The organism is Sessilibacter sp. MAH3 (assembly GCF_054658275.1).
Genome location: NZ_BAAGIE010000033.1, coordinates 1 through 26,514 on the forward strand (window position 1 = coordinate 1; position 26,514 = coordinate 26,514).

Below are 26,514 nucleotides of genomic sequence, written 5' to 3' on the forward strand. Positions count from 1 at the left end.
CAATCACTTACCGTTCTTGAAATTGGCGACACATCCTTGTGTCGCGAGAAACTCTAGGTTAATCAGAGTTTCCTCTACTTTATTGATGACTAATTTCTTGTCTAATTTAGCAGTTGTTTAGTAGCTGTTTATTACCCAGTAAAGTCGCGGTACGCTAAAATTTCAATGGGATTGATCTTTAAAAATAGGCTAATTATTCTCATTTAGTTTAACGAATTTTGGAACGAGTATTATAATCTTTAGTTTGGTGGCTATTTGATGCTTAAAAATTTTTGTTTTATGCGTATAATCGGCGCCATAATTTAGTATTTGCTTAATACCTGCACTTATATAACAAAAATGATATTTGGGATTTGTGAGACGAGGAAGTCATGGGGCTAAAGTTGGAGCTACATAACATCCAATGTGAGAGGGACGATCGGATACTTTTTTCCGGATTAAATGCCGTTTTTTCGGCCGGGGAGGTAATTCAGATCGAAGGACCAAATGGTTCTGGCAAAACCACACTGTTACGTGTTTTGACGACTCTATCCAGCGATTACTCGGGCGATATCCTTTTTAACGAACAGCCTTTTTCTCAAGCCAAGTTCGAGTTCCTTTCTAATTTACTGTTTCTGGGCCATGCTCCAGGTGTTAAAAAGTCTCTTACACCTCTCGAAAATCTGCTTTGGTATCAAAGAGCCGCTGGTGTTGTTTCTAAAGAAAACTTAATGAACGCTCTGGCAGCTGTTGGCTTAGCCGGTTATGAAGATGTTGCTTGTTTTCAGCTGTCAGCTGGTCAGCAACGTCGAGTAGCGTTGGCGCGACTTTATTTTGATCCTTCACCTTTATGGATTTTAGATGAGCCTTTCACAGCGATTGACAAGAAAGGCGTGACCGCGTTGGAGGCGCTTATCGAAAAGCGCGCACTGGCCGGCGGAATCGTGATTTTAACAACTCATCAAGATATGGCGTTTGAAGGGTTAAGAAAAATTGACTTACGCGATTATCGTACGCAAACGACTATGGCCTGCGAGGCGGCTCAATGACCACGGTGAATACTCAGCAGTCTAAAGGAGTTGTTCAAGACGTGTCGTTTTGGGCCGGTTTTTTGGCGACGTTCCAAAGAGACATTACACTTGCTTATCGCAATCAGGGCGAGTTGTTTAACCCTCTTATCTTCTTTCTGATTGTGATCACCATGGTGCCTCTAGGCATTACACCAGACCCCAAAATGCTGGCGGTTTTGGCTCCTGGGATGATTTGGGTTGTGGCTTTGTTGGCGACACTTTTATCGCTTGATGGGTTGTTTCGGTCAGATTTTGAAGACGGCACGCTTGAGCAAATTATGCTGTCACCCAATCCTCTCTATTTGACGGTGCTTGCCAAAGTTGTTGTGCATTGGTTGGTTACAGGTTTGCCTCTGACACTGCTCGCACCTGTACTCGGTGTCATGCTTTCACTACCTGCGGAAGGTTATGGAGCATTGTTGTTATCGTTGTTTTTAGGAACGGCAACATTGAGTTTGATTGGCTCAATTGGCGCAGCTTTGACGGTGGGACTTCGTAAAGGCGGTTTACTGTTGTCTCTAATTGTTATGCCTCTGTATGCGCCGGTTCTTATCTTTGGTGCTAGCTCTGTGAGCAGTGCTATTGAGGGTATTGGTATTTCCAGCCAAGTTGCGGTTTTGGGTGCTTTCTTAGCGTTTGGTTTAATGTTAGCGCCTTTTGCAACGGCGGGTGCATTGCGGGTTGGTGTTAACGGTTAGAGGAATGTCGAGCAAATAGCCTTACAATGAATCTCTATTGCTGATTCTTACCGTAAAGGGGCGTAAAGTTCGGTAAAAATTGCCGTGTTTCATTTTTATTCAGAGTGTAAATCGGTGAAATACCTATATCGACAGCGCTTAAAGTCATAAGGTATGTGTACCTTGAATCTACTCGATTATAGAGTCCCTGTGTAAAATCTTAGGAAATGTGTGGTTAACGTGCTTTCGGCGCGCTTGAGGATAGAAAAATGGCTTGGACATGGTTTCATCAATTGGGATCTCCCAGATGGTTCTACGAAAAAAGTACGGCATGGCTGCCTTGGCTAATTTCAATCGCCTTAATTCTATTGGCTGTGGGCTCGATTTGGGGTTTAGGTTTTGCTCCTGCCGATGCCAAGCAAGGTAATAGTTATCGTATTATTTATATTCATGTACCTGCGGCTTTCTTGGCTCTAGCCGGTTATTACATCATGGCAATCAGTGGTGCCATAGGTATGATTTGGCGCATGAAAGTGTCGTTTGTGGTACTGCGTGCTGCTGCACCTATAGGCGCAATCCTGACCTTTGTGTCTTTGTTCACAGGAGCAGTTTGGGGAAAGCCAACTTGGGGAACCTGGTGGGTTTGGGACGCTCGAATCACATCAATGTTGATTCTGTTTTTTTTGTATTTGGGAGTAATGGCTCTACAAAATGCTTTTGAAAGTGAAGATGCAGCGAACAAGGCCAGCGCTATTTTGGCGTTGGTCGGCACCGTAAACATTCCGATCATCTACAAGTCGGTTGATTGGTGGTACACCCTGCATCAACCAGCAACGATTAAGTTTACCGAAGCAAGCACCATTGATCCTTCAATGAAATATCCTTTGTTGATCATGGTTATTGGTTTTTACGTATTGTATGCAACTGCGTTGATTCTAAAAACACGCACTGAAATCCTACAAAAAGAACGTAAAGCGAAGTGGGTAAAGGATCTTGCCCTAGCTTCTTAAGTTTAGATTTGAGAAGCGGTAAATCTGCGGTTATTACCGTAGATGTTAGGGAAAATAACAATTAATAGGTTAGTTAATGCAATTTCAATTCGACAATCTATCAGAATTTTTTAATATGGCGGGGCATGGACCCTACGTTTGGGTGTGTTATCTAGTAACCTTTATCGCTATTGGTTATTTGTTAATCGCGCCCATTCGAACACAGAAAAAGCTTTTGAAAAGCTATAAACGTCAGGAACAAGTTGCTCAATCCGAGAATTCTGATGCTCCTGCATCAGTGACGGAAGCTAAGCAAAGTTGGTAAATCTATCCGTTCTAAAGTGATTCAATCATGCATGCTGTAAGAAAACAACGTCTGTACTTGGTGTTATTCATCGTCGCTTTTGCTTCGATTGCAATTGGCTTAATTGTTTTTGCTTTGCGCGAAAACATTAACCTGTTCTATCCACCTTCTAAAATTGTATCGGGGGAAGCTCCCGTCAATAAACATATTCGTGCTGGCGGATGTGTGCTTCCAGGTTCGGTGGTTCGGTCTGATGCTGGCTTAGAAGTCGAATTCGCCATTACCGACGGAAACTCACAGGTTAAGGTTTTGTACAGCGGAATCTTGCCTGACTTGTTTGCCGAAGGTGAAGCGGCTGTAGTGAGTGGCGAAGTCACAAAAGATGGTATTTTTAAAGCTTCTCAAGTGTTGGCCAAACATGATGAAAATTATACGCCACCAGAAGTTGCGGATATGGCCGGTGACGGTGTAGATCATCAAAAGACTTGTGAGGTAATTCCTTATGATTCCTGAGATCGGTCACTTTAGCCTTATTTTGGCGTTATTTTTGTGTATTTTTCTTTCTATAGCGCCGCTCGTTGGTAGTTTTACCGGCCAAACCTTATTAATGCAGTCTTCGCGTTCGCTTGCGACAGGTTTCTTTGTGTTCTGCACGATAGCCTTTATTTGTTTGGCAATAGCCTTCGGTCAAGATGACTTTTCGGTTGCGTACGTTAGCCAAAACTCCAACAGCTTGCTGCCGATCTATTACAAGCTTTGCGCAGTATGGGGTGGTCATGAAGGATCATTACTGCTATGGGCTTGGATGTTGTCAGCTTGGACGTTTGCGATCACTCTCTTTAGTCGTAATCTGCCGTTAGAAATGCTCTCCCGCGTTTTATCGGTAATGGGCATGATTGCGGTTGGTTTTTTACTTTTTACTCTATTAACGTCAAATCCGTTTGATCGTCTGTTGCCTGATCAACCCGCAGAAGGGTCGGATTTGAACCCGCTTTTACAAGATCCTGGTTTCATCTTCCATCCGCCCATGCTTTACATGGGATACGTAGGATTCTCTGTAGCCTTTGCCTTCGCAATTGCCGCACTAATTGGCGGCCGATTAGATAGCGCGTGGGCACGCTGGTCTCGTCCTTGGACAACGGTGGCTTGGTCTTTTTTAACCTTAGGTATCGCCCTAGGGAGCTGGTGGGCTTATTACGAACTTGGCTGGGGTGGTTGGTGGTTCTGGGACCCCGTCGAAAACGCATCACTGATGCCGTGGCTGGTTGGAACTGCCTTAATCCATTCTCTAGCCGTAACCGAAAAGCGTGGCGTGTTTAAAAGCTGGACGATTTTATTAGCGATATTTGCCTTTTCTTTAAGCTTGCTGGGTACCTTCTTGGTTCGCTCTGGAGTAATTACCTCCGTTCATGCATTCGCTACAGATCCGGCACGGGGAACCTTTATATTAATTTTCTTACTTTTCGCCGTTGGTGGATCTTTATTGCTGTACGCTTTTAGAGCTCCGCAAGTGAAAAGTATCAGTCGTTTTGACGTGTTGTCACGAGAAACGCTTTTACTTGGCAACAACGTTTTGTTTGTGGTGATGTCGGCTACCGTGCTGCTGGGTACTTTGTATCCTTTGATTGCCGATGCGTTGGGGTGGGGGCGAGTATCGGTTGGGCCTCCATATTTTAATGCGTTATTTGTGCCTCTAATGGCCATTGTTTGCGTGTTGCTGGGTATTGGTCCTTTGGCGAGCTGGAAAAAATCTCCGCTCAAATACATTCAAAATCTTCTGTTCAAGCCTTTAACCATTAGCGTTATTTTGGGCTTAATCTTTCCGGCCGTGTATGGCGATTCTTACTCAATATCGGCTGCTATTGCGGCGATTTTAGGTATTTGGATTATCGCAACCACTGTGGCTGAAGTGATTCATAAAACACGCAATGCGAGCAGTTTTGTCGCGGGTTTGCGACGTCTGACTCTGAGCTTTTACGGAATGGTATTTGCGCATTTAGGCGTTGCGGTAACGGTTCTTGGCGTCACTCTTAATACCATTTACAGCGAACAAAAAGATGTGCGAATGGACCCCGGCGCTACGGTTGAGGCTGGTGGTTACGAGTTCCTGTTCTACGGTGTTGAACAGGTACCTGGGCCAAACTATACGGCCCAGCGCGGCAAAATTGAAGTGAGCTCAGATGGTAAGGTGCTTGAGATACTTATGCCTGAAAAGCGTAACTATTTTTCGGGCGGCCCTAGCATGACCGAAGCTTCAATAAACTCGAATTTATTCCGAGATATTTATATTGCGCTGGGCGAGCCTCTAACTGGTGGTTCTTGGGCAATGCGAGTTTACTTTAAACCTTTTGTCGCCTGGATATGGCTTGGTTCGGTTTTCATGGCCCTAGGTGGTTTTATGGCAATTGCCGATAAGCGCTACCGTGCTCATGTAAAACGCAAAAATCCAGCGGTCGAGACGGTACAAAGCTCAAGTGCGGATCAAGTCGATACTGATCTCGCCGGAGCAAAAGTCTAAGGCAAATTAAACGTAATGGTTCAATCAGTCCACTGTCGATTTCTTACACGCGGCAGTGGTGGATGGGTAATATTTTGGGCAGATTAAAACTCTTTATACCTTTGGCGGTATTTTTGGTACTGGCGGTATTTTTTTATCGCGGCTTATCTCTTGATCCCACAGAGATGCCAAGCGCTCTGATCGATAAACCGGTTCCTAATTTTTCATTGGCAAATCTAGAAAACCCTGAAAGTAACATCACTCAAAATGACTTGAAGGGTAAACCTTATTTGTTGAATGTTTGGGCTACTTGGTGTGTTGCCTGCCGTCAAGAGCACCCCTACTTGGTAGAGCTTGCGGAACAGGGTGTGAATATTTACGGCATGAACTACAAAGACGACACCGAAGAAGCCAAGCGATGGCTTGCTAGGCTTGGCAATCCTTATTCTATGAACATTGTTGATGATGAGGGTAGGCTGGGTTTGGATTTGGGAGTATTCGGTGCTCCGGAGACCTATGTCGTTGATTCAGAAGGGTTCATCCGTTATAAGCACATTGGTGTTGTTACCAAGGACATTTGGCAAAGTAAAATCGCGCCTATTTATTCCTCTTTATAATTTCTTTTAGCGACTTATTTTGAGAAGCACAAAACAAGAGCCACACATCTGTGGCTCTTGTTTTATGTACTATTTCATTATCTTTTTATTCCTACCAATTTAATTCTTTTTTTATTAGAAATACTTAAATTAACCAGTTTCTATAATTTTATCCCGTACAAAATAAAATGTTAGAACGCATATCCAGTGTTGGGTAATTGATGTAGGTGAATAATTCTAATAAAAATTATTCAAGGTAGAGAATAAGCATAATTCGACATCCAATACCTTTATACGAGACCTTTGCGTGTGACCTTTGCGTGTGACCTTTGCGTGTGACCTTTGCGTGTGACCTTTGCGTGAGTAGTCCCGTTAAATACCTAAGAATTTTTGATTATTTGAAATCCAGGTTTTGCCTGCAACCCCAAAATACCCGTCGTCAATTTGAATGATAATAAACCCCAGAAACTCCAATGATATTGGAAGGCTCATTGCCATTTTCTGCACTAGACTTGGAGAGCGATAATTGAATTAAAGGTTCCTAAGGTATGTTTGCGATAACATTCCGGGAAGCCTTTGGGTTTGACTTAATAGAAATAGCGAGGAATCGTCTACTCGGTTTTGTTATTACGTGAGCTACTTGGTGATAGTCACGTATTTGAAGAATTAAGGGGGAGTTTAGGCTTTATGATTTAGAGGTTCACGGCGTTTTTTTTACACCGTACCACTGGCATTGCAGGTATGCCAACGACAGTTTGATTTGATGCAACTGGTTTTGTGACAACAGAATTTGCACCTACTCTGACATTATCACCAATCTTTAGCGGCCCAAGAATTTTTGCGCCCGCGCCTACATCTACGTGATATCCAAGCTCTACCTTTCCTGCCAAGGTGACTTGTTGAAAAATCAAACAATTCGCACCAATAACCGCATGTGGATGAATCACAATGCCGTTCGGGTGCGGCATTAATAGACCACCACCAATTTGGCAATTAAGATCTATTTCTGCACCAGTAACCACGGTCCAAAATCGGTGACGAAGTACGCAAAGCTTCATGAAAAGAGTCGACAGAGCATCGCCTTTCATTTTGAGCTTTTGATAATCCCTTATTGATAAAAGCAATTTGCGACTGGGATCCCAAAAACGTCTGGGTTTTTCTCGATCCCATATTGGCGTCTGCCAATCTACATCATTCTTCACTTTTGAATCCATTTGTCCTACAGCTCCACAGCATGGATAGAGTCTAACATAGTGAGTTTCATAATCGAAAGCTAACAAAAATACCTTGTTAATAATAACGAGTAGCTCACGCTAATTTAAACTGGTATTCAAGTAAGAAAAACGATTAACCTGCGCGGTCTTGAATATTAAAATAACAAGTCGTCTAATATTTCACTCCAAATCTAACCAAACAGCACCGGTTAAAATACTATTAATCGGGCTGTATCAAATCCTTTGGTTCACCGAAAGACCTATAAAAGACAATGTTGTTCATTTCATTTTAGATTTTTAAAGCACTTTTGTGCTTACGTTCTCAGGGTAAAAGTGTTGCAGGTATGGTTTTGTTCAAATAATTAGATTGAATATTAAAAAACATCCGGTGAGCATGTTTACCTAAAGACCTGAGCAGACTCGTTACGATGCGTGAATTTTCAGAGCTTTAGACAATTATAAATTATTATTTTTTGATACTTCTAAAATCATTCTTAAACTCCCGGCTTGAATGACCGGCAGTTAAACGGGTATTTTTTTTGACGTCGTCTGCTATTTTGACTATACCTTCTAAGTGTCGATGTTTTAATTTATGCAACGATTTAGGGCTGCGCCGGATATGACTAAGGCTAATAAAGTGTTGTCCGGGATTGCCGGTATTTGGGGCTCAAAAGATTCATTTGCGAGAACTGAATCTGATTCAGTAATATTAAATGTGCTTTTACAGATTAGTTTTATTTTTGAATCTGAATATGCGTTTGTATGGGATTGCACAGATATTCAAAGCAATGCAGACATCAATAAAATGTCCCTGGTGGGTTCCTCTGTAATAGAGAATGGTATTTTTAAAAAAGTTTTTAATAAAAAAAATGACTTTACAATAAATACAATTTTTTTAGACCGAATGCGTCGCTCTAAATGCATTTCGTTATTATCAAATGAATGTGAAGGTCTAAATTTTCCAGAAAATAAAATCCTCTACGATAGTTACACGTTTTTACCTCTGTTAAATAAAGGCACCATACGATTGATTTTTGTTATGTCTGCGCCTAAAAAAATGGTGGAGCTTAATAATAATCAAGCATTGACTCGGCTTTTTCTTGCCCTGAGGGCTTTCCTTAACGCTTTAAGTACAGATGTTGGGAATCGTTTTTTAGAACAAAATTCTTGGGGAGCGGTCCTGCCGCAACTGGAGACGTTTTGTGATTTATTGTTCGATTGTATTGTAGCGTATGACCGAAATGACAAAATATTATTTGTTAACACTCCAGCAGTAGACCTTTTAGGTGCTAGCAAATCAACGCTAGTTAATAAAAACATTGATACATTTATTGGGTCTTTTTTTGAACAGAGAGAGGAATCTTTTCTTCGTAATGAAAAGGATCTTCAGTTGTTGAGTCAGTTGAGTTCGAGTTTCCATGGATTTCAGCGCGCCAATATTGTCGCTTATGACGGTTCTAAAGTGGAGGTCGAGGTAAGAAGTTTTCAATTTTGCACAGGGCTCCACATTGTAAGAGGCCTGGCCATGAGAAAGGTCAACGCATTAGCCCTCGCAAATTCCGAATATGAAGTACGCTACTTGCATCAAAAGGCACTGACCAATCTTGCTCCGGTGGGATTAATTCAATTGAACAGTCGCTGGGAGTGCTCTTATGTTAATGATTTTTGGTGTGAATTGTCTCATTTATCACCCGAAGAAAGCGTTCAATTGGGGTGGATTAATGCAATTCATCCAGACGATGTTCGAGAAGCTCTTAATAAATTGAGAAGTGAGTTAAGCAATAGTGGTAGTTATACCTGTAATCTTCGGTTGCAGTCTCCCCTAGGCACGATCATTTGGGCACGTATAGATGCCCGATGCTTAATTTCAGAATACGGAGAGGTTAGCGGTGTAATTCTCAGCGCCCAAGACATCACTGACAATTTGCGCAAAGAGAAAAAACTAAAAGATATTGCCGAACGAGATCAGTTAACAGGTTTAGTTAATCGAAGCTTTTTTCATGATCGACTTGAGGTCGCAATTCAAGGAATACACCGTTATGGCATGGTTGGTCTTTTTTTTATTGATTTAGATAAGTTTAAATCAATTAACGACACTTTCGGACACGAAACAGGAGATCGGCTTTTAAAAGAAGTGGCGAAACGCTTGACCAGTTCATTACGACGAGTCGATACTATATCGCGTTTGGGGGGAGATGAGTTTACGGTAATTCTTACCAATCTACACAATCCTCAATCCATCAATTCTACCGCAGAAAAACTAATTTCTACCTTTAAATCCCCGTTCATTTTGGGTGATAGAACAATCTATGTAACTTGTAGTATTGGTATTGCCGTTGGTGACAGTGCTAATGTAAACGTAGTTACGTTGGTGCGTCAGGCAGATGCTGCTTTGTATAAAGCTAAGAATGCTGGTAGAAATCAATTTCGATTTTATACCGCAGAACTGGATAAGGATGCAGCGACGTTATTGTATTTAAAACAAAGCTTAAAAGAAAATCCTACGGGAGACTTTAAAGTTTTGTATCAACCTCAAATAGATGTGCTCTCAAATAAAATAGTAGGCGTAGAAGCACTGGCGCGTTGGTCATTAAAAGGTGTAGAGCCTATTTCGCCAGATGTCTTCATTCGAATTATCGAAGATTCCGGACTGATTGATGAGTTTTCACGGTGGTTGTTTGAAGCTGTGTTTTATGAATTATCTCTTTGGATCTCAAAATCTCTCGCCGTTGATAATATTAAAATATCCATAAACATATCAGCAAAACAATTAAGAAATTCAGACCTTGTTACCGTGTTAATGGCGTTATGTGATAAATATAAATTTAACAGTAATGTTTTTACACTGGAAGTAACGGAGACGGCTTTAATTGACGATCCTGAACAGGCAAGCCGAGTTCTATTCGATCTGTCTCAAGCCGGTTTTACGATTGCGTTAGACGATTTCGGTACCGGATATTCCTCGCTCTCTCACCTGCGTACAATGCCTTTAGATTATGTGAAGATCGATAAGAGTTTTATAAAAGACGTTGTACACGATGAAGAAGATGCCAAGATCGTTAAGGCCATTTTATCTTTGGCGAAGGCCTTAGGAATTGGAGTGGTCGCGGAAGGTGTTGATCAACTTAATATTAAAAATTGGTTAGAACATAACGAATGTTTTTTACAGCAAGGTTTCTATTTTTCTGAACCCATTACCAGTCAAGAGTTGATTGAACATTGGTTGTTGTAAAAATGTATTTGAGTACTTTCTGAGTAAAAACAACTATTGCTGATTAATATAGGAAATATTAAATTTTTAGAAATAATGTTGTGTGAAAATTCAGAAATGTAACAAAAAATATATTTTTTATAACTGGCTGACTGGTGGTTGAGCTTCGATAATTATTTTTAAAAAATTGTAGACCGGTATTCACGATGATGTATCTGAGTTAGTATAGCGGCTAATAATGCTTCAATAATAACTGTTAGTTTGACGCATAATTATACATTATCCCGTGAAATAACCTATGAGCGAGCAATTTGAAAATAGCTGTGCATTTGCGCAGCCTTCTTATTATGTGGGTATTGGCGCATCCGCCGGCGGTTTAGAGGCGCTAGCTGAATTTTTTAGTCATTTACCTGAAGGTACAGATGCGGCGTTTATTGTTGTTCAGCATCTTTCGCCTGATTTTAAAAGTATGATGCCTGAGCTTCTCTCTAAGCATACCTCTATGCCTATTTATCAAGTTGCCGATGGCGTAACCGTCGAAGCTAACTGCATCTACTTAATTCCACCTCGTAAGAATATGTTGGTCGCCGAAGGTAAGTTACTTTTATCAGATCAGATGCCGGGTGGACACCCGCACATGCCAATCGATATATTTCTACGCTCTTTAGCAGAAGACCAGCAAGATCGAGCCATTGGTATTATTTTGTCGGGTACAGGTAGTGATGGTACCCGCGGTATTAAAGCACTCAAAGAGTCCGGAGGTTTGGTTATTGTCCAAGAGCCGGGTTCTGCAAAGTTTGATGGTATGCCAATCAGTGCTTGTAATACGGGTCTTGCGGATATGTCGTTGCCACCTCAGCAAATGGGGCAGAGCATCTTAAAATTTATTCGTCATCCATCTATTTCCGGTGAAGGCACAGCCGTGCGTTTACCCATATCCTCAAATGATGACACTCTTGATGAAATATTTAAGTTGTTACGTCGTCAGTCTTCTATTAATTTTTCTCAATATAAAGCTTCTACGGTTGCGCGTCGAATAGAAAGGCGACTGGGTATTAATCAGTTAACTTCATTAGACGCTTATCTTCGGTTATTAATCGATTCGCCAAGAGAATTACAAATTTTAAGTCGTGAATTACTAATTGGCGTGACTCGGTTCTTTCGCGACGACGATGCTTATAAAAATTTAATACAACAGGTGATTCCAAAGGTTGTTGAAAGTCATAAAAACAAACGGGAAGGTATTCGACTGTGGGTGGCTGGTTGTTCCACCGGTGAAGAAGCCTATTCACTGGCTATTTTAATTGATGAAGAAATTAATCGCAAAAACCTAAATTGTACAGTAAAAATTTTTGCCACCGATGTTGATGAAGAGGCAATTGCAGAGGCAAGCTCTGGTGTTTATTCCGCCGACATCACTCAGGATATTAGTCTTGAGCGATTAGAAAAATATTTTGAACATGAAGATACATCTTATGTAGTTTCCCCCAAGCTTCGGCAAATGGTTATTTTTGCTGTACATAACATGATTGAAGACCCACCGTTTTCGAATATCGATTTGGTGAGCTGTCGTAATGTGTTGATTTATTTTCAACATTCTACCCAAAAGAAAGTGCTGGCCTCGTTATATTTTGCGTTAAAGCCAAACGGTTATTTGTTTCTTGGTTCGTCAGAATCGTTGGGTGATTTGCAATCACATTTCGAACCTATCAATGAACGTGCACGTACATTTATGAAAATCAGTAACATGCGCGTCCCCATTGGTAATACTCCTCCGAATTTGGGCGTTAATCACCCCAGTACCGAAACACGAGTAATGCCACCGATTTCAAATATATTAAAAACCGTTCGAGTTGGGGCAAAAAATGGACTTAATTCTGTCCTAGAAAGATTGGTAGAGGAGTATGCTCCTGATTGCATCGTTTTAAACAGCAGTTTTGAAGCGATACACGTTTACGGTGATGTTAGTGAATACACCAAGGGCATTCGTCCGGGTAAAATCAGTAATAATATTAAAGATATTATTGTTGATGATTTAAGTGTGGCGGTTTCTACCGCACTGTATCGGTGTGAAAGAAACGACGGCGATGTATATTATAAAGATGTCATGATGCATGCCGACAGCGATAACTCTATATCGGTCGATTTATCCGTTTTTACGGTGAAAGAGGGCGAGTACAGTTCATCGCCTCGCTATTATATTGTTCAGTTTATTAGCGGTGAATTAGAGCCAACCCCTAAGTCAAAAAAAATTTCCTTTGATGCTTTTGAGCAATCTCGTCAACGTATTCTTGATCTTGAAAACGAACTTATCAAAAAGCAAGAAAATCTTCAGGTAACGGTAGAAGAATTAGAAACTACCAACGAAGAGCTGCAATCTGCTAATGAGGAGTTGATGTCTGCCAATGAGGAGCTTCAAAGTACCAATGAAGAGCTTCAGTCGGTAAACGAAGAACTTTACACTGTTAACAGTGAATATCAGCAGAAAATTATTGAGCTGGTTAAAGCCAATGAAGATTTGGATAGTGTAGTAAATGCTACCAAGGTTGGTATTATCTTTTTGGACGAACAGCTTGCTATTCGTCGATTTACGCCATTTTCTGCGCAATACATTAATTTGCGTGTTACCGATCTAGGTCGTCCGTTCCATCATTTATCGTACGACTTAAATTACGACAATTTTTTTGCTGACGTCGCAAATGTTATCGCTGGCGGGCAAGAAATTGAAAAAACCGTTGTCAGTAAGTTGGGTAAAGATATTCTAATTCGTATTTTGTCTTATCATTCCGAATCTGAGCGCCAAAAATCCGGGGTATTAATTACCTTAACCGATATTTCTCGACAAAAATTTATGGAGAAATCTCTGCTCGAAACCCAGCATAAAATACGTGAATATTTTAAAGGTTCGTCTCGTCCAAATAAACGCATTGGCGGCGACAATGATTTAAAAATATTGGTCATTGATGATGACGAAGTCGATCAAATGGCCGTGGTTAAATTACTTCGAAAAATTCCCAGTCGTCGGCATCAGGTTGCAGTTGCATCAGACATAGAAGAAGGTTTATTGGCCATAGAATCTAATAATATCGACGTATGTATTGTTGATTATTTGTTGAGTAATCACACGGCGAAGGAGTTTGTTGATGCGCTGGTGTCTAAAGGTTTAAAAACCCCTGTCATAGTGCTTTCTAGTTATGCCGAGCAAGGATTAGATTCAGAGTTTTTAAATTCGGCGGTATACGACTTTTTGAGTAAAGATGATCTTTCGGGGCAATTATTACAACGCAGCATGGATTACGTATTAGAACGCCAAAAACTTCAGGATGTATTGGAAGATATAGGAATCTAATTGTTGTCGTATTTTCTATCAAAATGGCTCAAGTGATTCTTAGGCCATGTGAATTTAAAAATACACCCGGTCTTTTCTGGTGTCTCGTCTGAATTTTGTTCGGGCGGGATTGGTTTTACAGATAAATTATTATCACTGTTTAACGCATTGACATTGACTATCAGTTCATGTGCGGGTTTTCGTTTTGTCTCTAATACTCCGATATTCTCAAAACTAAGTTTTCCTCCTGCGGATTCAACCAGTTTTTTGGCCAAGGTCAATCCCATTCCACTGCCTTCAACCTTGTCTTTAGATTGTAGTTTTTGAAACATTTTAAAAATACGTTCTTTGTGACGCTCTGGTATTCCCGGACCATTATCGATAATTTTGAATTCGTGAAACCATTTCGAACTATTGTATTCAATGTATACGGTGGGTGTGTTAACCGTATTATGCTTTATAGCGTTTTCGATTAAATTTCTTAGCACTTGCTCAAGTGGCGTTTTTATGGAATAGACAATCGGCAATTGGCCATTAATGGTTAGTGTGACTTTCGAATTGTTGCCTTTAACTAAGTCAAATATATTTTTAATGATGTCTGTTAAGTTAATTTGTGTGATTTCTTCTTCTAGATTTTTATTGACTCTTGAGTAATCAAGTAGGTCGTCGAGTAGCTGTTCCATGCGGTTTATTCGCGCATTCATTAACTCAATATTTTTTTCCACGGAGTCTGGGAGTGTTTCAAATTCGGTTTTAATATCTTCCGCAATCCAACTTGTCAGCTGTTTAACACCTCTCAATGGTGATTTAAGATCGTGCGATGCGACATAAGCAAAGGTTTCTAATTCTTGATTTGAAGTTTGTAGTTGCGACTCTTTAGTTTTTTCATCGGTGACATCTAAGGCTGTACCTAAAACTCGGTAAGCGACATCACTAGTATCTTTGAATAATCGCGCAGAAAGGTTAATAAATTTTATTTTATTATTATCGCTATTGGTAATTCTGAATGTTGAGGTTTTTAAGTGATCGGTTTCGATCAATCGATCAAAGAATTCTTGAAATTTTTCTCTATCGTCTTTGTGGATAATTTCTTTCCAAGTTTCGAGTTTTGCCGGTGGAGCTTGCTGATCCAAACCATGGATCAGCGTCATTTCTGGGCTCCAAATTAAATTGTTCTTATTTAATTCCCAAGTCCAGATGCCGATTTGCGCATTTTGTATAGCAAGTTCATTGACTTCAACCGAGCGTTTTAACTTCTCGTGCAATATTTCCAGTTCTTGCCTTGCTTCCATTAACGGTGTGACATCTGAGTGGGAGCCAAACATACGAATAGGCTCGCCTTTATCATTGAAGCTGGCAAATCCTCGGCAGCGAATCCAAACGGTTCCGCCATTTTTGTGTTTATAACGTACGATTTGATCGTAAGGGTGGTTTGGATCAGCGATGTGCTTGTGATAGTTGTCTAAAACCTTGTCTAGGTCTTCTTGGAAAATATTAGCTTGCCACCATTCGGGGGAATTTTTTATTTCTGAATCGTTATAACCAAATGTTTCTTTAAATTTTGGGCTTAGCCATTCGTTATCAGGTTTTTCTATATCCCAATACCACATACCGTCCATTGAGCCTTGTTCAAGCAGTTGAATTAACTCTTTTTTTCCACCAAATAATTCGTACAGCTCTTTTTTTAAGTATTCGCTTTGATCTTCATCACTCATGGTTATGCTCAAATAGACCTGATAATTCAAAATTTATAGGAAACTCTGATTAACCCAGAGTTTCCGGTGACACAAGGATGTGTCGCCAATTTCAAGAACGGTAAGTGATTGAAATTGTGAAGAAATTGGAAATCACATTTTCAATTTCTGCGCTCTGATTAAATTATCGATGAGTTAATCAGAGGTTCTTATAGTAGTAAAAGATAATAACGCTTATAGGCTGCAAGAAGATCGGATGTTATTCTGTTAAATATAGTCGTTTTGAGCAATTTTCAGTGACGCGATACAAAAAATTTAAAGTTATTAACACAGAATGTTTTTGGATCTAGCTCGGTATTTCAAATTCAATTTTTACATGTCTAGTATTATTGAGTATCCAGACTTATTTTTACCGTATGATTTATGGTTATGCCATTATGTAAACTGAGTTCTACTGTTGGTAAGCTATTGATGTAACATGGTTTTTATTTGCGTTAAAAGTACGATTTTCTGCTGTAACCGTTAAAGTGTCAATCAGTAGGTTTTAATAATGTACTTTGCTTTTTTAAGACTTTTAATGTTAATTGATTTATCGATAAAATCCACTGTTCCTATGGAAAACTCTGATTAATCTAGAGTTTTCAGCGACACAAGGATGTGTCGCCGATTTCATGAACAGTAAGTGATTGAAATTGTGAAGACATTGAAAATCGCATTTTCAATGTCTGTCCTGATTAGGTCATGGATGAGTTAATCAGAGGTTCCGAGAGTTAGTAACTAAATTTTTATTCATATTATTTAAATGTCTTACGGCGGTATGCATGCGGGGCGCACCCATCAATATTTTGTTGGTCGAAGACGACATTGTTGATAAAGAGATGTTTCTTCGAACTCTAAAGAAAAATACGATTACTAATCCTTTAATTATTGCTAGCAACGGTGAAGAGGCTGTGGAGATTCTATCGACTCGTTTGTTAGATAAACCTCTGTTAATTATTTTGGATTTAAACATGCCCAGAATGACTGGGTTGGAGTTCTTACACGAATTGCGACTGGATAATCACTATGCTGACAGCGTCGTGTTTGTGATGACAACCTCGGCTGCGAGTTCCGATAAAAAAGCAGTTTCGGCCTATGATATTGCCGGTTTTTTGGTGAAATCTGAAATGGGTGAGCAGTTTTCCAATGTGTTTAGTTCATTGCTGTGCTATTTCGATATTATCGATTTAGAGGAAGGTCAAAAAGCGATCGTTTTAAAGGCGCCTAAAACCTAGAGTTTGAAGAGAGCTTTCTCTGACGATATTTTAGAGCAGTAATCGACAGTCTTAATTAAATTCTAGATGGTAGAAAGTTTATCTTAAGGAACCTCTGATTAACTCACCCTTGATTTAATTAGAGGGCAGAAATTGAAAATGTGATTTCCAATTTTTTCACAATTTCAATCACTTACAGTTCTTGAAATTGGCGACACATCCTTGTGTCGCGAGAAACTCTAGGTTAATCAGAGTTTCCTTAACATCAACGATGGTTACTGATTTTGTTCATAATCCATGATTGAAGATTTGAATAAATTGAAATCCTCAGTGTATCTTAGAATTACTTTTACTCTTTGCTGATTATATTTTTGCTGATTTGTTTAACTCTATCGATCATAGGTAATCAGTTTTATAAAGCAGGGATAAAAAAAGGCGAGCAGATGCTCGCCTTTTTCGAATTTATAACGTAGTTATCTTAGTTTGGACAGATACTTACGTCATCGATACCACACTCAATCAAGTCACCCGCCGCGGTGCCATCAGAACATTGCGAGCGAATCACAACGTTTGAGCCTGCAGGGATGGTTCTTGTGGCAGTTTGCCAAGCAGCGTTGGAGGCTGTGTCACCATTGCTTGCTAAGGTTTGGAAGGTAACACCGCCGTCTGTAGATACTTCTAAACGGAAGAAGTCGCCTGCATCACCACCGGTATCACGCTGACCGTGGAAGTAAGATACCGACAAGGTTGACGAACTTGGCACTGAGTAGTTTGGTGATTCAGCAATACAGTTACCGCCATCAACATCGTTCACACCAGCAGACGTGTTGGTTGCAGTAAAGATTGCGTTGACACCGCTGTTAGCGCCGCCTACTTGGGTAATTACGCCGCCGTTGATGATTTCGGTTGGCGTGCCCAATACGTAGGTTCCGGTCGCACAAGTTGATTGTGCTGAGTTGCTCCAACCGCCTGCGCCGCTTTCAAAGTCATCATCAACAACACAGTTTGCAGTGGGTGGTGGAGGTGGTGGCGGAGTAGTTGCACCAGTAGCACAGAAGAGCACTCGATCTACGCCCGCTTCAATTAGGTCACCGCCAGCGGCACCATCGGTAGCACGAACTCGTAATTGGATGTTACCTGGGTTATTAATTACCGAGCTGGCAGGGGTCCATGCAGCATTGCTAACAACGTCACCGATGCTAACCATGGTGTCAACTACAGCACCGTTATTAAGAACTTCAATGGTGAATCCATCAGCTGCGTCATCGCCGCCGTCGCGTTGACCGTGGAAGTAAGATAGGTCAATTTCGACTGCGCTTAAGCCACTTAAGTTAACCGATGGCGAGAAGGTTTCACACACGCCGCCATCAACATCGACTGTACCCGCTGCACTGTTTGGTTGGGTGAACCAAGCATTTGAGCCACTAAACGCGCCACCAACTTGAGTGGTTACACCTCCATCAGTAACAAGGTTTGGAGTGCCCAACGCAAATGCACCTGTGGTACAGGTGTTTGAACCCGTAAACCAGCCGTCTGCACCGGTTTCAAAGTCGGCAATGTATACCGGTTGTGAGCCATCAGAACACTGCACAACAGGTGGTGGAGTATTGTTACATTGTGCTGGAAGTGCAAAGCCGTTGGTTGGGTTGGTGCTGTTTGAGCCACCTGAGACTGCATCTACACCTAAACCGTAAGCTGCGAACGCACCCCAAACGGTACACACGTCTTCGCCGCTAAAGCTATTGGTTACGGCAGAAATGATACCGTCACGAGCATTAACAAAGGTTGGCGAACAAGCGGTGTTTTTCAAGCCTTCGTTCACATAAAACAACGCACGTTTATTACCCGCTTCGTTTGGATCGTTGATATCGAAGTTGATCAAGTCTGACTCATAACCGTGTGCATCAACCAATGCCCAGTAAACTTCCCAAAGCGCTTGTGCCCAAACAGAACCCACGCCGTGAGGAATAATGGCACCACGAACGGATTCGTAGGTGTAGTTGTTCACAGAAGGATCGGTACTGTATTGCTGCGGACGAATGGTGCCGTCTTGCGGTAGAGCGAATAGATAGGCGCCTATACCACGAGCATCTGTGGCTTGGTCGGTTGCTCTTGCGGTGTAGACAAGACCAAACCAGTCACTCCAGCCTTCGCCACCTTGCTGAGAGTTGTTCAAACAACTGGAATTGCTTGGGCCGCCCACTTGGCGAGTTGAAATGCCGTGACCGTATTCGTGGGTAATTACACCGTTATCAAGATCACCGTCGCGAGAAGGACTACCTTCGTTACACAAAAACATTTGCATACGAGGGTTGCTACCATCAGCTGGGGTAGAGAAGTTGGCATTACAGTTAGAACCGCCTGCTGCGTTGTCTTGAGCTTCTGCGTTAACAGAGTCAGAACCGGCGCCACCGAGACCAAAGTTATTCTCTTGGAAGTTACCACCTTGCTCATCGAAACCGTATTGATATTGGATATCGTGAATAATATTGTTCCAATAGAACAAGTTAGTGATTGCTGCGTTCAGTGAGTTTACCGGATCTGTGGTGAGATTTAATGGGAAATCACATACTTGACCCGCTGCGCAAGCTACTTCTGGCGTATCACACGCATTGTTTCCGTTTCGATCGGCACAGGCATGGGCGTTATTACCGACCATGATATTTGTGCCTGCATTAAACCAGCCGTTTGGAGATGCGTTAGGATCTTCTGGGTTAACCACAAGTACGCGAGCGTCATTTGGTGGTAATGGTGTGGTGTGAATTGGACTTTCTACAGGTTCTGGATAGACACGGAATGTAGCGTCTTTTGTTAAATCAAAGCTGGTTAATAGCGCACCGGTTTCTGCATCAATGGTAACGTCTGGCCATGCGTGATCCATTTTAAATTGGAAATTCCACGCAAGGGTTACGTTGCCCGGTGTTACAGGAACCAATACCAAACTGGCTTTAATGGGATCTGGTGACAATTGCGCTTGGGCAATCATTACCGAAGATTGAGCATCTGCTAGAGATTCCATAACAGCCGGATCAGCTGATAAAGGTACGTTTAATTCACGAGCAGCAGCGCTAACCGCGGCTTGAGCATTAATAGCAGGTGTCATGGTTTTTACAGAAGAGGCTAGGTTGGGAATAAAATCATTATTCACCATACTGATTTCGCCAGCTTTTGTAACGTGTACTTGCATTTGTCCGTTATAAACCGGAACACCTTGCAAGTTTTGCTCGAAATAAAAGTGCGTAACACCGCTTATAGATTCGACAACATCGGTAATTTTCATACCGCGCAAATCGTTTGCGGTTAAACCTAATACATCAATATTACCGTTAATAAATGCTCGCGCTACTGCTTGAGGGTTTTGCGCGCCCTTGCTTGGTAAGGTTAAATTTCCTGTTGCGTTTGCTAATGTACGCGTTGCCCCAAAAGCAGAAAAGGTCGCAGAAATATCTGGATTGACCTGACGCATTGCGTTAATGGCCTGCATTTGTGCAGTGTTTGGTGCACGCAATGCTGCCAAAGGTACGTTAGTGGGTCTATTGTCGATATCACGACTGAATTGAGTTTGCCCAATTTGAGCATCAACCGTAGTCGACAAACCTAATGCTAAAAGCGGTGCAGTTAGCAAAGGAAGATATTTTTTCTTAAACATAGAAGAATTATTTTTCCCGCTCGATTTTTTGTAAGTCACAAACACCTCCAAGGCAGTGGCAGTGTGAGGATGAAACCTGACTTTTTTTACTTATTCGATAAATATCGAAACGCTTTAAAAGCAACATAAAGCTGGGTCAGGATATTCCTATTCATAGCACCCACAATTACTGAGTTATGAATTATTTTAAGCTCGGTTTGTTCTCTAGAAAGTTGATAAAAGTTTACTTAGTGCGAGAACAAAGTTAACAACGCATTAACAAAGTCTCTCCTCACTATCAAACACGTATAAGTTTTAAAAAGTTAGGAAAAATACACAGTTTAAACAGGCTTGCTGGAAGAACTTACAGGGCAGAATGTTTTTTTATTGCGTTGGTTATGATGAATTTAAATTACAGAAACTTTTTTTAGCGATTTTCGAATTTCTAAAAAAGTTGACTAGGATTACGCTGTAGAGAGAGTTTTCTGATGATTATGAGAAATTTATTAGAAAACCTATAAGATAGGAAACTCTGATTAACCTAGAGTTTCTCGCGACACAAGGATGTGTCGCCAATTTCAAGAACTGTAAGTAATTGAAATTGTGAAGAAATTGGAAATCACATTTTCAATTTCTGCCCTCTGATTAAATCAAGGATGAGTTAATCAGAGGTTCCGATAATTAAAAAAGCATTGCTTTTAATAAATGAAGTCAATTGATGGTTACAGTCTATGAGAACATCTTATTAACTCATTCATAATTGAACCGGAGGACAGGAATTCAAAGATTTACCCTTCATGTGGTTGGCGACACATCCTTGTGTCACTATTGCTAGAGTCTTAATTACTTGAATTTCAATTAACTCAACGTTTATGCGAGGCTCTAAGTTTATGAAAATTTCCTTAAGTGGATGTTAAATTTTTAAACTCACAGTTATTGATTTGTTGCCACTGCGTTAGCAATTCCATTTAGGGCGGCACTGATTTTTTCGATATTATTTTCACAACCAGTTAAAGTATGGCGTTCGGCCAGGTAGTGCGGATCGTTGTAGGTAATCGAAACAATACCTTGTTTTGATTCGGTAATTAAGATTTTTTGAGGTAAGTCCAGAGCCACCGATATTGAGCATTGCATCAACGGAGAACCTGCTTTGGGATTGCCAAATATAAAGAGGCTAGTTGGGGTTAGGTCAATACCTACCGATGCAGCGCCTTTGGCATGATCAACAACCGTAAACAGGGTCATGCCTTTTTCTTCCAATACCTTTTGTAATTTTGCACTGGTTTCAGAAAAAGAAAGTGAGCTCGGTATGGTAATCATGCCTTTAAGATCAGAATCTTGATTTTTTTCACCTGCCGTTGCAAGTGTTGGTGCTATTAGAATAAGTGCTGCTGAGGTTAGTGTTTGCAGGACTTTTTTTAATGTTTGAATCTTCATGCTCGGTATTCCTTAAATATAATGTTCCGACTCGATATGGTGTTCTAATGCAATTTAATGCCACGAATCTATCAAATTCCTAAAAGACTTAACGTTAGTTTGGTCAAGTTTTTAACGTTGAGGCTTTAACGAGCTGTAAAATTTTGTGCTACATGTGCCGATATCATGACGCTCTGCAAGTAACGTTCGAGTAGTTTTGCGATTGGTCTTAAAGAGGTAGTCGAATTTTAAAAATTAGAGATTAGATATTGAAATGTCTATTTCTCGTACTTTTGCAATTTCTATAGGTATCATTATAGGAACCTGTGATTAACTATTCCTGATTTAATCAGAAGACCGAAATTGAAAATGTGATTTTCTCCTTCTTCACAATTTTAATCACTTGCCGTTCTTGAAATTGGCGACACATCCCTGTACCACTGGGAACTCTAGTTTAATCAGAGTTTTCTATAAAAATTAACAATTCTAGCATGTATTGGCAGAAGTCTAGGTTAATCAAAATCTTTACTATTAAAGTGTAATCGAAATTTCTTACAGGTTATTTAATTCTGTTATCAATTGATGTGCGTGTTTGGTTATAGCATTAGTTTCTTCGGTGGATAATTTATTAATGTGTGAGTATACAAATTTTAACCGCGGATTGTGTTCGAATCGGTTTTTATGTTGCAGAAAAAAATTCCAATACAAACTGTTTAAAGGACAAGCGTTCTCACCTAATTTCTCTTTTGGATCGTAGATGCAGTTTTTGCAGTAGTCACTCATTTTGTTGACGTAATTTGCACCGCATGCGTAAGGTTTTGTTGCGACGAGCCCGCCGTCGGCAAATTGGCTCATTCCACGTGTGTTAGGGTATTGCACCCATTCAAATGCGTCTGCGTAGATCCCTAAGTACCATTCGTCTACTTGGCGAGGATCTATGCCGGCTAGTAGGCAAAAATTTCCGGTGATCATTAAGCGTTGAATGTGATGTGCGTAGGCGTATTCAAGAGATTGTTTAATGCTTTCAGACAAACAGTTCATCTTTGTTTTCGCTGTCCAGAAAAAGTCGGGCAGCGCGTTAAGTGCATTTAAAAAATTGTGATTATTTCTGTTTTCAATGTTTGACCAGTAAATGGCTCTAATAAATTCTCGCCATCCTAGAATTTGTCGAATAAATCCTTCGGCTTGCTCTATTGATATTTTATTTGGGTTTTGCAAATAAGTATCTTCAACTTTTTGAATAACTTCGAGTGGGTGAATCATTTTCATATTGAGAGAAAACGACAGTCTGGAATGATACAGACTCCAGGAGTAAGCAGTCTGATTTGTCATAGCATCTTGAAACGTTCCGAAGTGTTGTAGTTGATTGTTGCAAAAAAAATATAATAATTTTAAAGATTCTTTTCGGTCGGTTGGCCAGTGGCAATGATCGGTTTGACCAAAATACTGGATGTTATTTCTTTGTAACCTTTTAACGATTTCTGCCGTTTCATTTGAAAATATAAGAGGTGCAGGAATATTTTGCAGATCTTGTGACTTAAATGAATTTTGATTGGATTTATCGAAGTTCCATTTGCCACCCAATGGCTTATTGTTTTCATCCATTAAAATATGGAATTTCTTTCTCATTTTTCGATAGAAAAATTCCATTGTGTAGTGTTTATTTTGTTCGAAGTTTTTTTGTATTTCATTGGTGGTGTATAAAAAATGCTCTGTGTCGAACTCTTTTGTTGCAATGTCGCAGATTGTGCAAAAATCTCGCAATTGCATGAGTAGGCGAAACTCATCGGGTCTTTGATACTCAAATGTCGTAATTGAAAATTGAGTAAACAGGTTGGTAAGCATTTGGGGGAGGCTTTCAAACTCAACGGTTTCATCTAAATTTAGGTGAAGACAGTGATACCCGGATTTATTGAGCGCGTTTGCAAACTTTTCCATGGCTGTAAAGATTGCAATAATTTTTTGCCCGTGGTGCTTAACATACGTTTGTTCTTGTTTAAGCTCCGCTAGTACATACAGAACTTCGTCATCCTTGTGTTTGAACCAAGAATGCTTGATGTTTAATTGATCACCGAGTACTAGGCGTAAGTGTTTATAGCGTTTTTTCATCATGGAGACTTAAACAAAGCTGGGATTTTTTGATCAACAAATGTTGGCAATCATTAGAGAGGAGTTCTACGCAGTAGCATTAAAAGTGGTTTATTTTAGTTGGTTCATTTTTTGTTAGTAATTTATTAACGAGTTTTGATATGAGTTGTTAGAATACTTATTGCTGTGTTACTACGCGCGATAAGGATTACTTTCCAAACGGGCTGTTATAAGAATTGACCAGCACTTGGGTTGATTTAAGACCACTTACTAACGATGAGATATACGGCTGTGTTTCTATTTATCTGAAATGTTATATTTCTAAACAGTTTAAGGTTTGCAAGACCGAGTTTGTAGATCAACTCAAAGTCAATTGAGATGATAAGTAATCGAACTTGTTGAATTTCACCAATGTGTCTTAACTTGATTACTTGTGTAATTGAACTTTTGGGTATTGGGCGAAACGTTATACGATTATATAGATTTAAAAAAGGGGAGCTTCAATGAAAAAAATTCTATGTGCAGTGTCGATTGCTGCAATGTTAGGCGGCTGTACAACTTATGATGCGTACACCGGTGAGCAAAAAACATCAAATACCGCAATTGGTGCGGGTATTGGTGCCAGTGTGGGTGCCGTAATTGCCTACATTGAGAACCGTGATGATGATTCACGTACCCGTAACCAACGCATTCTAGCGGCAGCTGCTGGCGGCGGTGCAATTGGCGGTGGTATTGGTTATTACATGGATGCTCAAGAAGCTAAGCTGCGTAAGCAACTTCGCGGAACCGGTGTTAGTGTTGAGCGTGTGGGCGATAACATCAACCTTATCATGCCAGGTAACATAACCTTCGCAACTGCTCGATCTGAGATTGCATCGCAATTTTACCCAGTTTTAGACTCTGTCGGTTTGGTGTTAAAAGAGTACGATAAGACCTTGGTTGTGGTTGGTGGACACACAGATAGCGATGGTTCTGACTCATTCAATCAGGGCCTTTCTGAGCAGCGCGCTCGCTCGGTTTCGGCGTACTTGCAAACCAAAGGTATCAACCCTGTTCGTTTAGAATCGGTTGGTTTTGGCGAGCGTCAACCAATCGCTGACAACAATACTCAAGAAGGTAAGCAGCTTAATAGACGTGTCGAAATCACTTTGCTTCCAGCGACTACCTAATTGATATTCTTAAGGCTTGCGTTTGCAAGCCTTAATTTTTTGCGGTTTGTGATTTTCTTTCTAATGGAGCTTATTATTGCTGTAAAAGCTGCTAATTTCCTGACCATTTCAATCACTTATCGTTCTTGAAATTGGCGATCCTTTGTTGGCTTGCCAAGGACTCTAAATTCATTAGAGTTTTCTATATCATATTACTAAAATTTCACTTCATAACTTCTACCTTAACCTGAAAATTTTCGACGGGAATATTTCTGTTCGTAAATTGTATTTTTAGAATTTTACGCGTATTAATTTAGTGTAATAAATAAAGGTTTATTGGTTTCATTCTTTAGTCTTTGGCGCTCGTCATCTGCTTGTCTGTATTGTCGGTCATTATTTTTCGATTATTTCGTCTAGTTTTCATTGGTTCTTGGAATTAAAGTTTTTGCTCTTTTTCTATGGAGATTATGATGAAAAAACCACTGTTATTAATAGCTCATTTAATTTTTGCAGCACTATTGTCGTCGTTTGTTTACGCTCAAAATACAGACGTGAAAACTGATGATATTAGCGCGCCAAGTGTTGTTGAGCGTGTTGATATTAATTCTGCTGACGCAGATCTTTTGGCAAAAATTTTGGTAGGTGTTGGTCCGTCAAAAGCGAAAGCCATTGTTGCTTGGCGAGAAGAAAACGGTCCATTTAAACATCCGGAAGAGCTTGTAGAGGTCAAAGGTATTGGTCAGAAAATTTATGAGAAAAATATAGATAGAATTATTATTACGCCTACCGAATAACTTTTGTCGGTCGGGCTAACCGTTAAGCTTTTTCAATAAAATCTTATTCGTTAAAATTAATTGCTGATATATTCTGTATGCATTTTATAGAATATCCTAATTAGTTATGGATTATCGTAACACAGGGATGTGTTTTCAAACTCTTTTCATTACAAGAGTTTTTTGATGGCATCATAGAAGAGTTGGCTTGAGTTTTTTAAATCCTAGGTGTCGATTAATTTTAGGCGTAGGTTTATTAGAAGTGTTTCTAGCTCATTTTAATTTCGTCAATGGCTCTATTTTTGTGGTGTTATTTAAACTTCATAAAAACAAATACACCTGAATTAATTCTTGCTTTTTTCATTTGTATGCTTTATTCAAAGCGTAAGCTTCCTGGGATTATTTCCACTGCTCTTCAAGTTCGCAAACACGGTCTGAATTGTTATAAGTTATCGTTATCAATATTACGATAGAATTACTTTTGTGGTTTATTTTTGATCAATAATTAACCGCGGGGCTTTACAATCATTTTTTTTTCAGTAAATTGTGCTCGCCGTTGTAATGACTTCTCTAATATTTACGATGTTGAATTTGTGCACCGTAAGCTACTTGACCTATTAGGTAAGAATTGAAGTCATTGTTGTTGACT

The 26,514-nt window shown here is 40.2% G+C and carries 17 protein-coding genes; 12 read left to right on the forward strand and 5 right to left on the reverse strand.

Annotation, left to right across the window (positions count from 1 at the left end; translation table 11 throughout):
- The first annotated feature begins 371 nt into the window (after positions 1 to 371).
- From ccmA to ACYQ2C_RS16170, 7 genes are all read left to right on the forward strand, one after another.
- Entirely contained in the window at positions 372 to 1,028 is a 657-nt protein-coding gene (gene ccmA / locus ACYQ2C_RS16140) for a cytochrome c biogenesis heme-transporting ATPase CcmA (RefSeq protein WP_460104128.1), read from the forward strand.
- The gene (gene ccmB, locus ACYQ2C_RS16145; RefSeq protein WP_460104130.1) at positions 1,025 to 1,747 is read left to right on the forward strand and encodes a heme exporter protein CcmB; all 723 of its coding nucleotides are present in this window, start codon (positions 1,025 to 1,027) and stop codon (positions 1,745 to 1,747) included. The genes ccmA and ccmB overlap by 4 nt, the downstream gene beginning before the upstream one ends.
- 248 nt (positions 1,748 to 1,995) lie before the next feature.
- Complete coding sequence (locus ACYQ2C_RS16150; protein WP_460052359.1) at positions 1,996 to 2,736, forward strand: heme ABC transporter permease; 741 nt, start codon at positions 1,996 to 1,998, stop codon at positions 2,734 to 2,736.
- Positions 2,737 to 2,812: 76 nt separating this feature from the next.
- Positions 2,813 to 3,040, forward strand: coding sequence for a heme exporter protein CcmD (gene ccmD / locus ACYQ2C_RS16155; protein WP_460104131.1), 228 nt, complete (start codon positions 2,813 to 2,815; stop codon positions 3,038 to 3,040).
- A 27-nt stretch (positions 3,041 to 3,067) separates the two neighbouring features.
- Positions 3,068 to 3,532 carry a cytochrome c maturation protein CcmE gene (gene ccmE / locus ACYQ2C_RS16160; protein ID WP_460104132.1) on the forward strand — a complete coding sequence of 155 codons (465 nt, stop codon included), beginning with the start codon at positions 3,068 to 3,070 and terminating at the stop codon, positions 3,530 to 3,532.
- On the forward strand, positions 3,522 to 5,537 hold the full coding sequence (locus tag ACYQ2C_RS16165; RefSeq protein WP_460104133.1) for a heme lyase CcmF/NrfE family subunit: 2,016 nt from the start codon (positions 3,522 to 3,524) through the stop codon (positions 5,535 to 5,537). Before ccmE ends, ACYQ2C_RS16165 begins: the two co-directional genes overlap by 11 nt.
- A 62-nt stretch (positions 5,538 to 5,599) precedes the next feature.
- On the forward strand, positions 5,600 to 6,133 hold the full coding sequence (locus tag ACYQ2C_RS16170) for a DsbE family thiol:disulfide interchange protein (protein WP_460104135.1): 534 nt from the start codon (positions 5,600 to 5,602) through the stop codon (positions 6,131 to 6,133).
- Between the two features lie 671 nt (positions 6,134 to 6,804).
- Here the strand turns inward: ACYQ2C_RS16170 and ACYQ2C_RS16175 are convergent.
- Positions 6,805 to 7,314 (reverse strand): serine acetyltransferase, encoded by a 510-nt coding sequence (locus ACYQ2C_RS16175; protein WP_460104136.1) that lies wholly within the window; start codon positions 7,312 to 7,314, stop codon positions 6,805 to 6,807.
- Between the two features lie 631 nt (positions 7,315 to 7,945).
- Here ACYQ2C_RS16175 and ACYQ2C_RS16180 point away from each other — a divergent pair.
- Positions 7,946 to 10,558 (forward strand): sensor domain-containing protein, encoded by a 2,613-nt coding sequence (locus tag ACYQ2C_RS16180; protein ID WP_460104137.1) that lies wholly within the window; start codon positions 7,946 to 7,948, stop codon positions 10,556 to 10,558.
- A gap of 277 nt (positions 10,559 to 10,835) precedes the next feature.
- Positions 10,836 to 13,886 (forward strand): CheR family methyltransferase, encoded by a 3,051-nt coding sequence (locus ACYQ2C_RS16185; protein WP_460104140.1) that lies wholly within the window; start codon positions 10,836 to 10,838, stop codon positions 13,884 to 13,886.
- On the opposite strand, the gene ACYQ2C_RS16190 is transcribed toward ACYQ2C_RS16185, so the two are convergent.
- Positions 13,883 to 15,580 carry a PAS domain-containing sensor histidine kinase gene (locus ACYQ2C_RS16190; protein WP_460104142.1) on the reverse strand — a complete coding sequence of 566 codons (1,698 nt, stop codon included), beginning with the start codon at positions 15,578 to 15,580 and terminating at the stop codon, positions 13,883 to 13,885. The genes ACYQ2C_RS16185 and ACYQ2C_RS16190 overlap by 4 nt on opposite strands.
- Positions 15,581 to 16,380: 800 nt before the next feature.
- On the opposite strand from ACYQ2C_RS16190, the gene ACYQ2C_RS16195 reads away from it, so the two are divergent.
- Positions 16,381 to 16,833, forward strand: coding sequence for a response regulator (locus tag ACYQ2C_RS16195; RefSeq protein ID WP_460052372.1), 453 nt, complete (start codon positions 16,381 to 16,383; stop codon positions 16,831 to 16,833).
- Between the two features lie 457 nt (positions 16,834 to 17,290).
- On the opposite strand, the gene ACYQ2C_RS16200 is transcribed toward ACYQ2C_RS16195, so the two are convergent.
- The 3 genes from ACYQ2C_RS16200 to ACYQ2C_RS16210 form a co-directional block, all read right to left on the reverse strand.
- Positions 17,291 to 20,500 carry an extracellular metalloproteinase gene (locus ACYQ2C_RS16200; protein ID WP_460052374.1) on the reverse strand — a complete coding sequence of 1,070 codons (3,210 nt, stop codon included), beginning with the start codon at positions 20,498 to 20,500 and terminating at the stop codon, positions 17,291 to 17,293.
- 873 nt (positions 20,501 to 21,373) lie between these two features.
- Positions 21,374 to 21,877: a DUF302 domain-containing protein gene (locus tag ACYQ2C_RS16205; protein ID WP_460104145.1), complete on the reverse strand. Its 504-nt coding sequence runs from the start codon at positions 21,875 to 21,877 to the stop codon at positions 21,374 to 21,376.
- 531 nt (positions 21,878 to 22,408) lie between these two features.
- Entirely contained in the window at positions 22,409 to 23,965 is a 1,557-nt protein-coding gene (locus ACYQ2C_RS16210; RefSeq protein ID WP_460104147.1) for a cryptochrome/photolyase family protein, read from the reverse strand.
- 482 nt (positions 23,966 to 24,447) lie between these two features.
- Between ACYQ2C_RS16210 and ACYQ2C_RS16215 the strand changes: the two genes are divergently transcribed.
- Positions 24,448 to 25,113: an OmpA family protein gene (locus ACYQ2C_RS16215; RefSeq protein ID WP_460052378.1), complete on the forward strand. Its 666-nt coding sequence runs from the start codon at positions 24,448 to 24,450 to the stop codon at positions 25,111 to 25,113.
- 449 nt (positions 25,114 to 25,562) lie between these two features.
- Positions 25,563 to 25,886 carry a ComEA family DNA-binding protein gene (locus ACYQ2C_RS16220; RefSeq protein ID WP_460104150.1) on the forward strand — a complete coding sequence of 108 codons (324 nt, stop codon included), beginning with the start codon at positions 25,563 to 25,565 and terminating at the stop codon, positions 25,884 to 25,886.
- The last annotated feature ends 628 nt before the right edge of the window (positions 25,887 to 26,514 follow it).

Bases quoted from the DNA above. Each gene is read 5' to 3' on its own strand.
- ccmA (WP_460104128.1), top strand. From the start codon at position 372: ATGGGGCTAAAGTTGGAGCTACATAACATCCAATGTGAGAGGGACGAT.
- ccmB (WP_460104130.1), top strand. From the start codon at position 1,025: ATGACCACGGTGAATACTCAGCAGTCTAAAGGAGTTGTTCAAGACGTG.
- ACYQ2C_RS16150 (WP_460052359.1), top strand. From the start codon at position 1,996: ATGGCTTGGACATGGTTTCATCAATTGGGATCTCCCAGATGGTTCTAC.
- ccmD (WP_460104131.1), top strand. From the start codon at position 2,813: ATGCAATTTCAATTCGACAATCTATCAGAATTTTTTAATATGGCGGGG.
- ccmE (WP_460104132.1), top strand. From the start codon at position 3,068: ATGCATGCTGTAAGAAAACAACGTCTGTACTTGGTGTTATTCATCGTC.
- ACYQ2C_RS16165 (WP_460104133.1), top strand. From the start codon at position 3,522: ATGATTCCTGAGATCGGTCACTTTAGCCTTATTTTGGCGTTATTTTTG.
- ACYQ2C_RS16170 (WP_460104135.1), top strand. From the start codon at position 5,600: ATGGGTAATATTTTGGGCAGATTAAAACTCTTTATACCTTTGGCGGTA.
- ACYQ2C_RS16180 (WP_460104137.1), top strand. From the start codon at position 7,946: ATGACTAAGGCTAATAAAGTGTTGTCCGGGATTGCCGGTATTTGGGGC.
- ACYQ2C_RS16185 (WP_460104140.1), top strand. From the start codon at position 10,836: ATGAGCGAGCAATTTGAAAATAGCTGTGCATTTGCGCAGCCTTCTTAT.
- ACYQ2C_RS16190 (WP_460104142.1), bottom strand. From the start codon at position 15,580: ATGAGTGATGAAGATCAAAGCGAATACTTAAAAAAAGAGCTGTACGAA.
- ACYQ2C_RS16195 (WP_460052372.1), top strand. From the start codon at position 16,381: ATGCGGGGCGCACCCATCAATATTTTGTTGGTCGAAGACGACATTGTT.
- ACYQ2C_RS16205 (WP_460104145.1), bottom strand. From the start codon at position 21,877: ATGAAGATTCAAACATTAAAAAAAGTCCTGCAAACACTAACCTCAGCA.
- ACYQ2C_RS16210 (WP_460104147.1), bottom strand. From the start codon at position 23,965: ATGAAAAAACGCTATAAACACTTACGCCTAGTACTCGGTGATCAATTA.
- ACYQ2C_RS16215 (WP_460052378.1), top strand. From the start codon at position 24,448: ATGAAAAAAATTCTATGTGCAGTGTCGATTGCTGCAATGTTAGGCGGC.
- ACYQ2C_RS16220 (WP_460104150.1), top strand. From the start codon at position 25,563: ATGAAAAAACCACTGTTATTAATAGCTCATTTAATTTTTGCAGCACTA.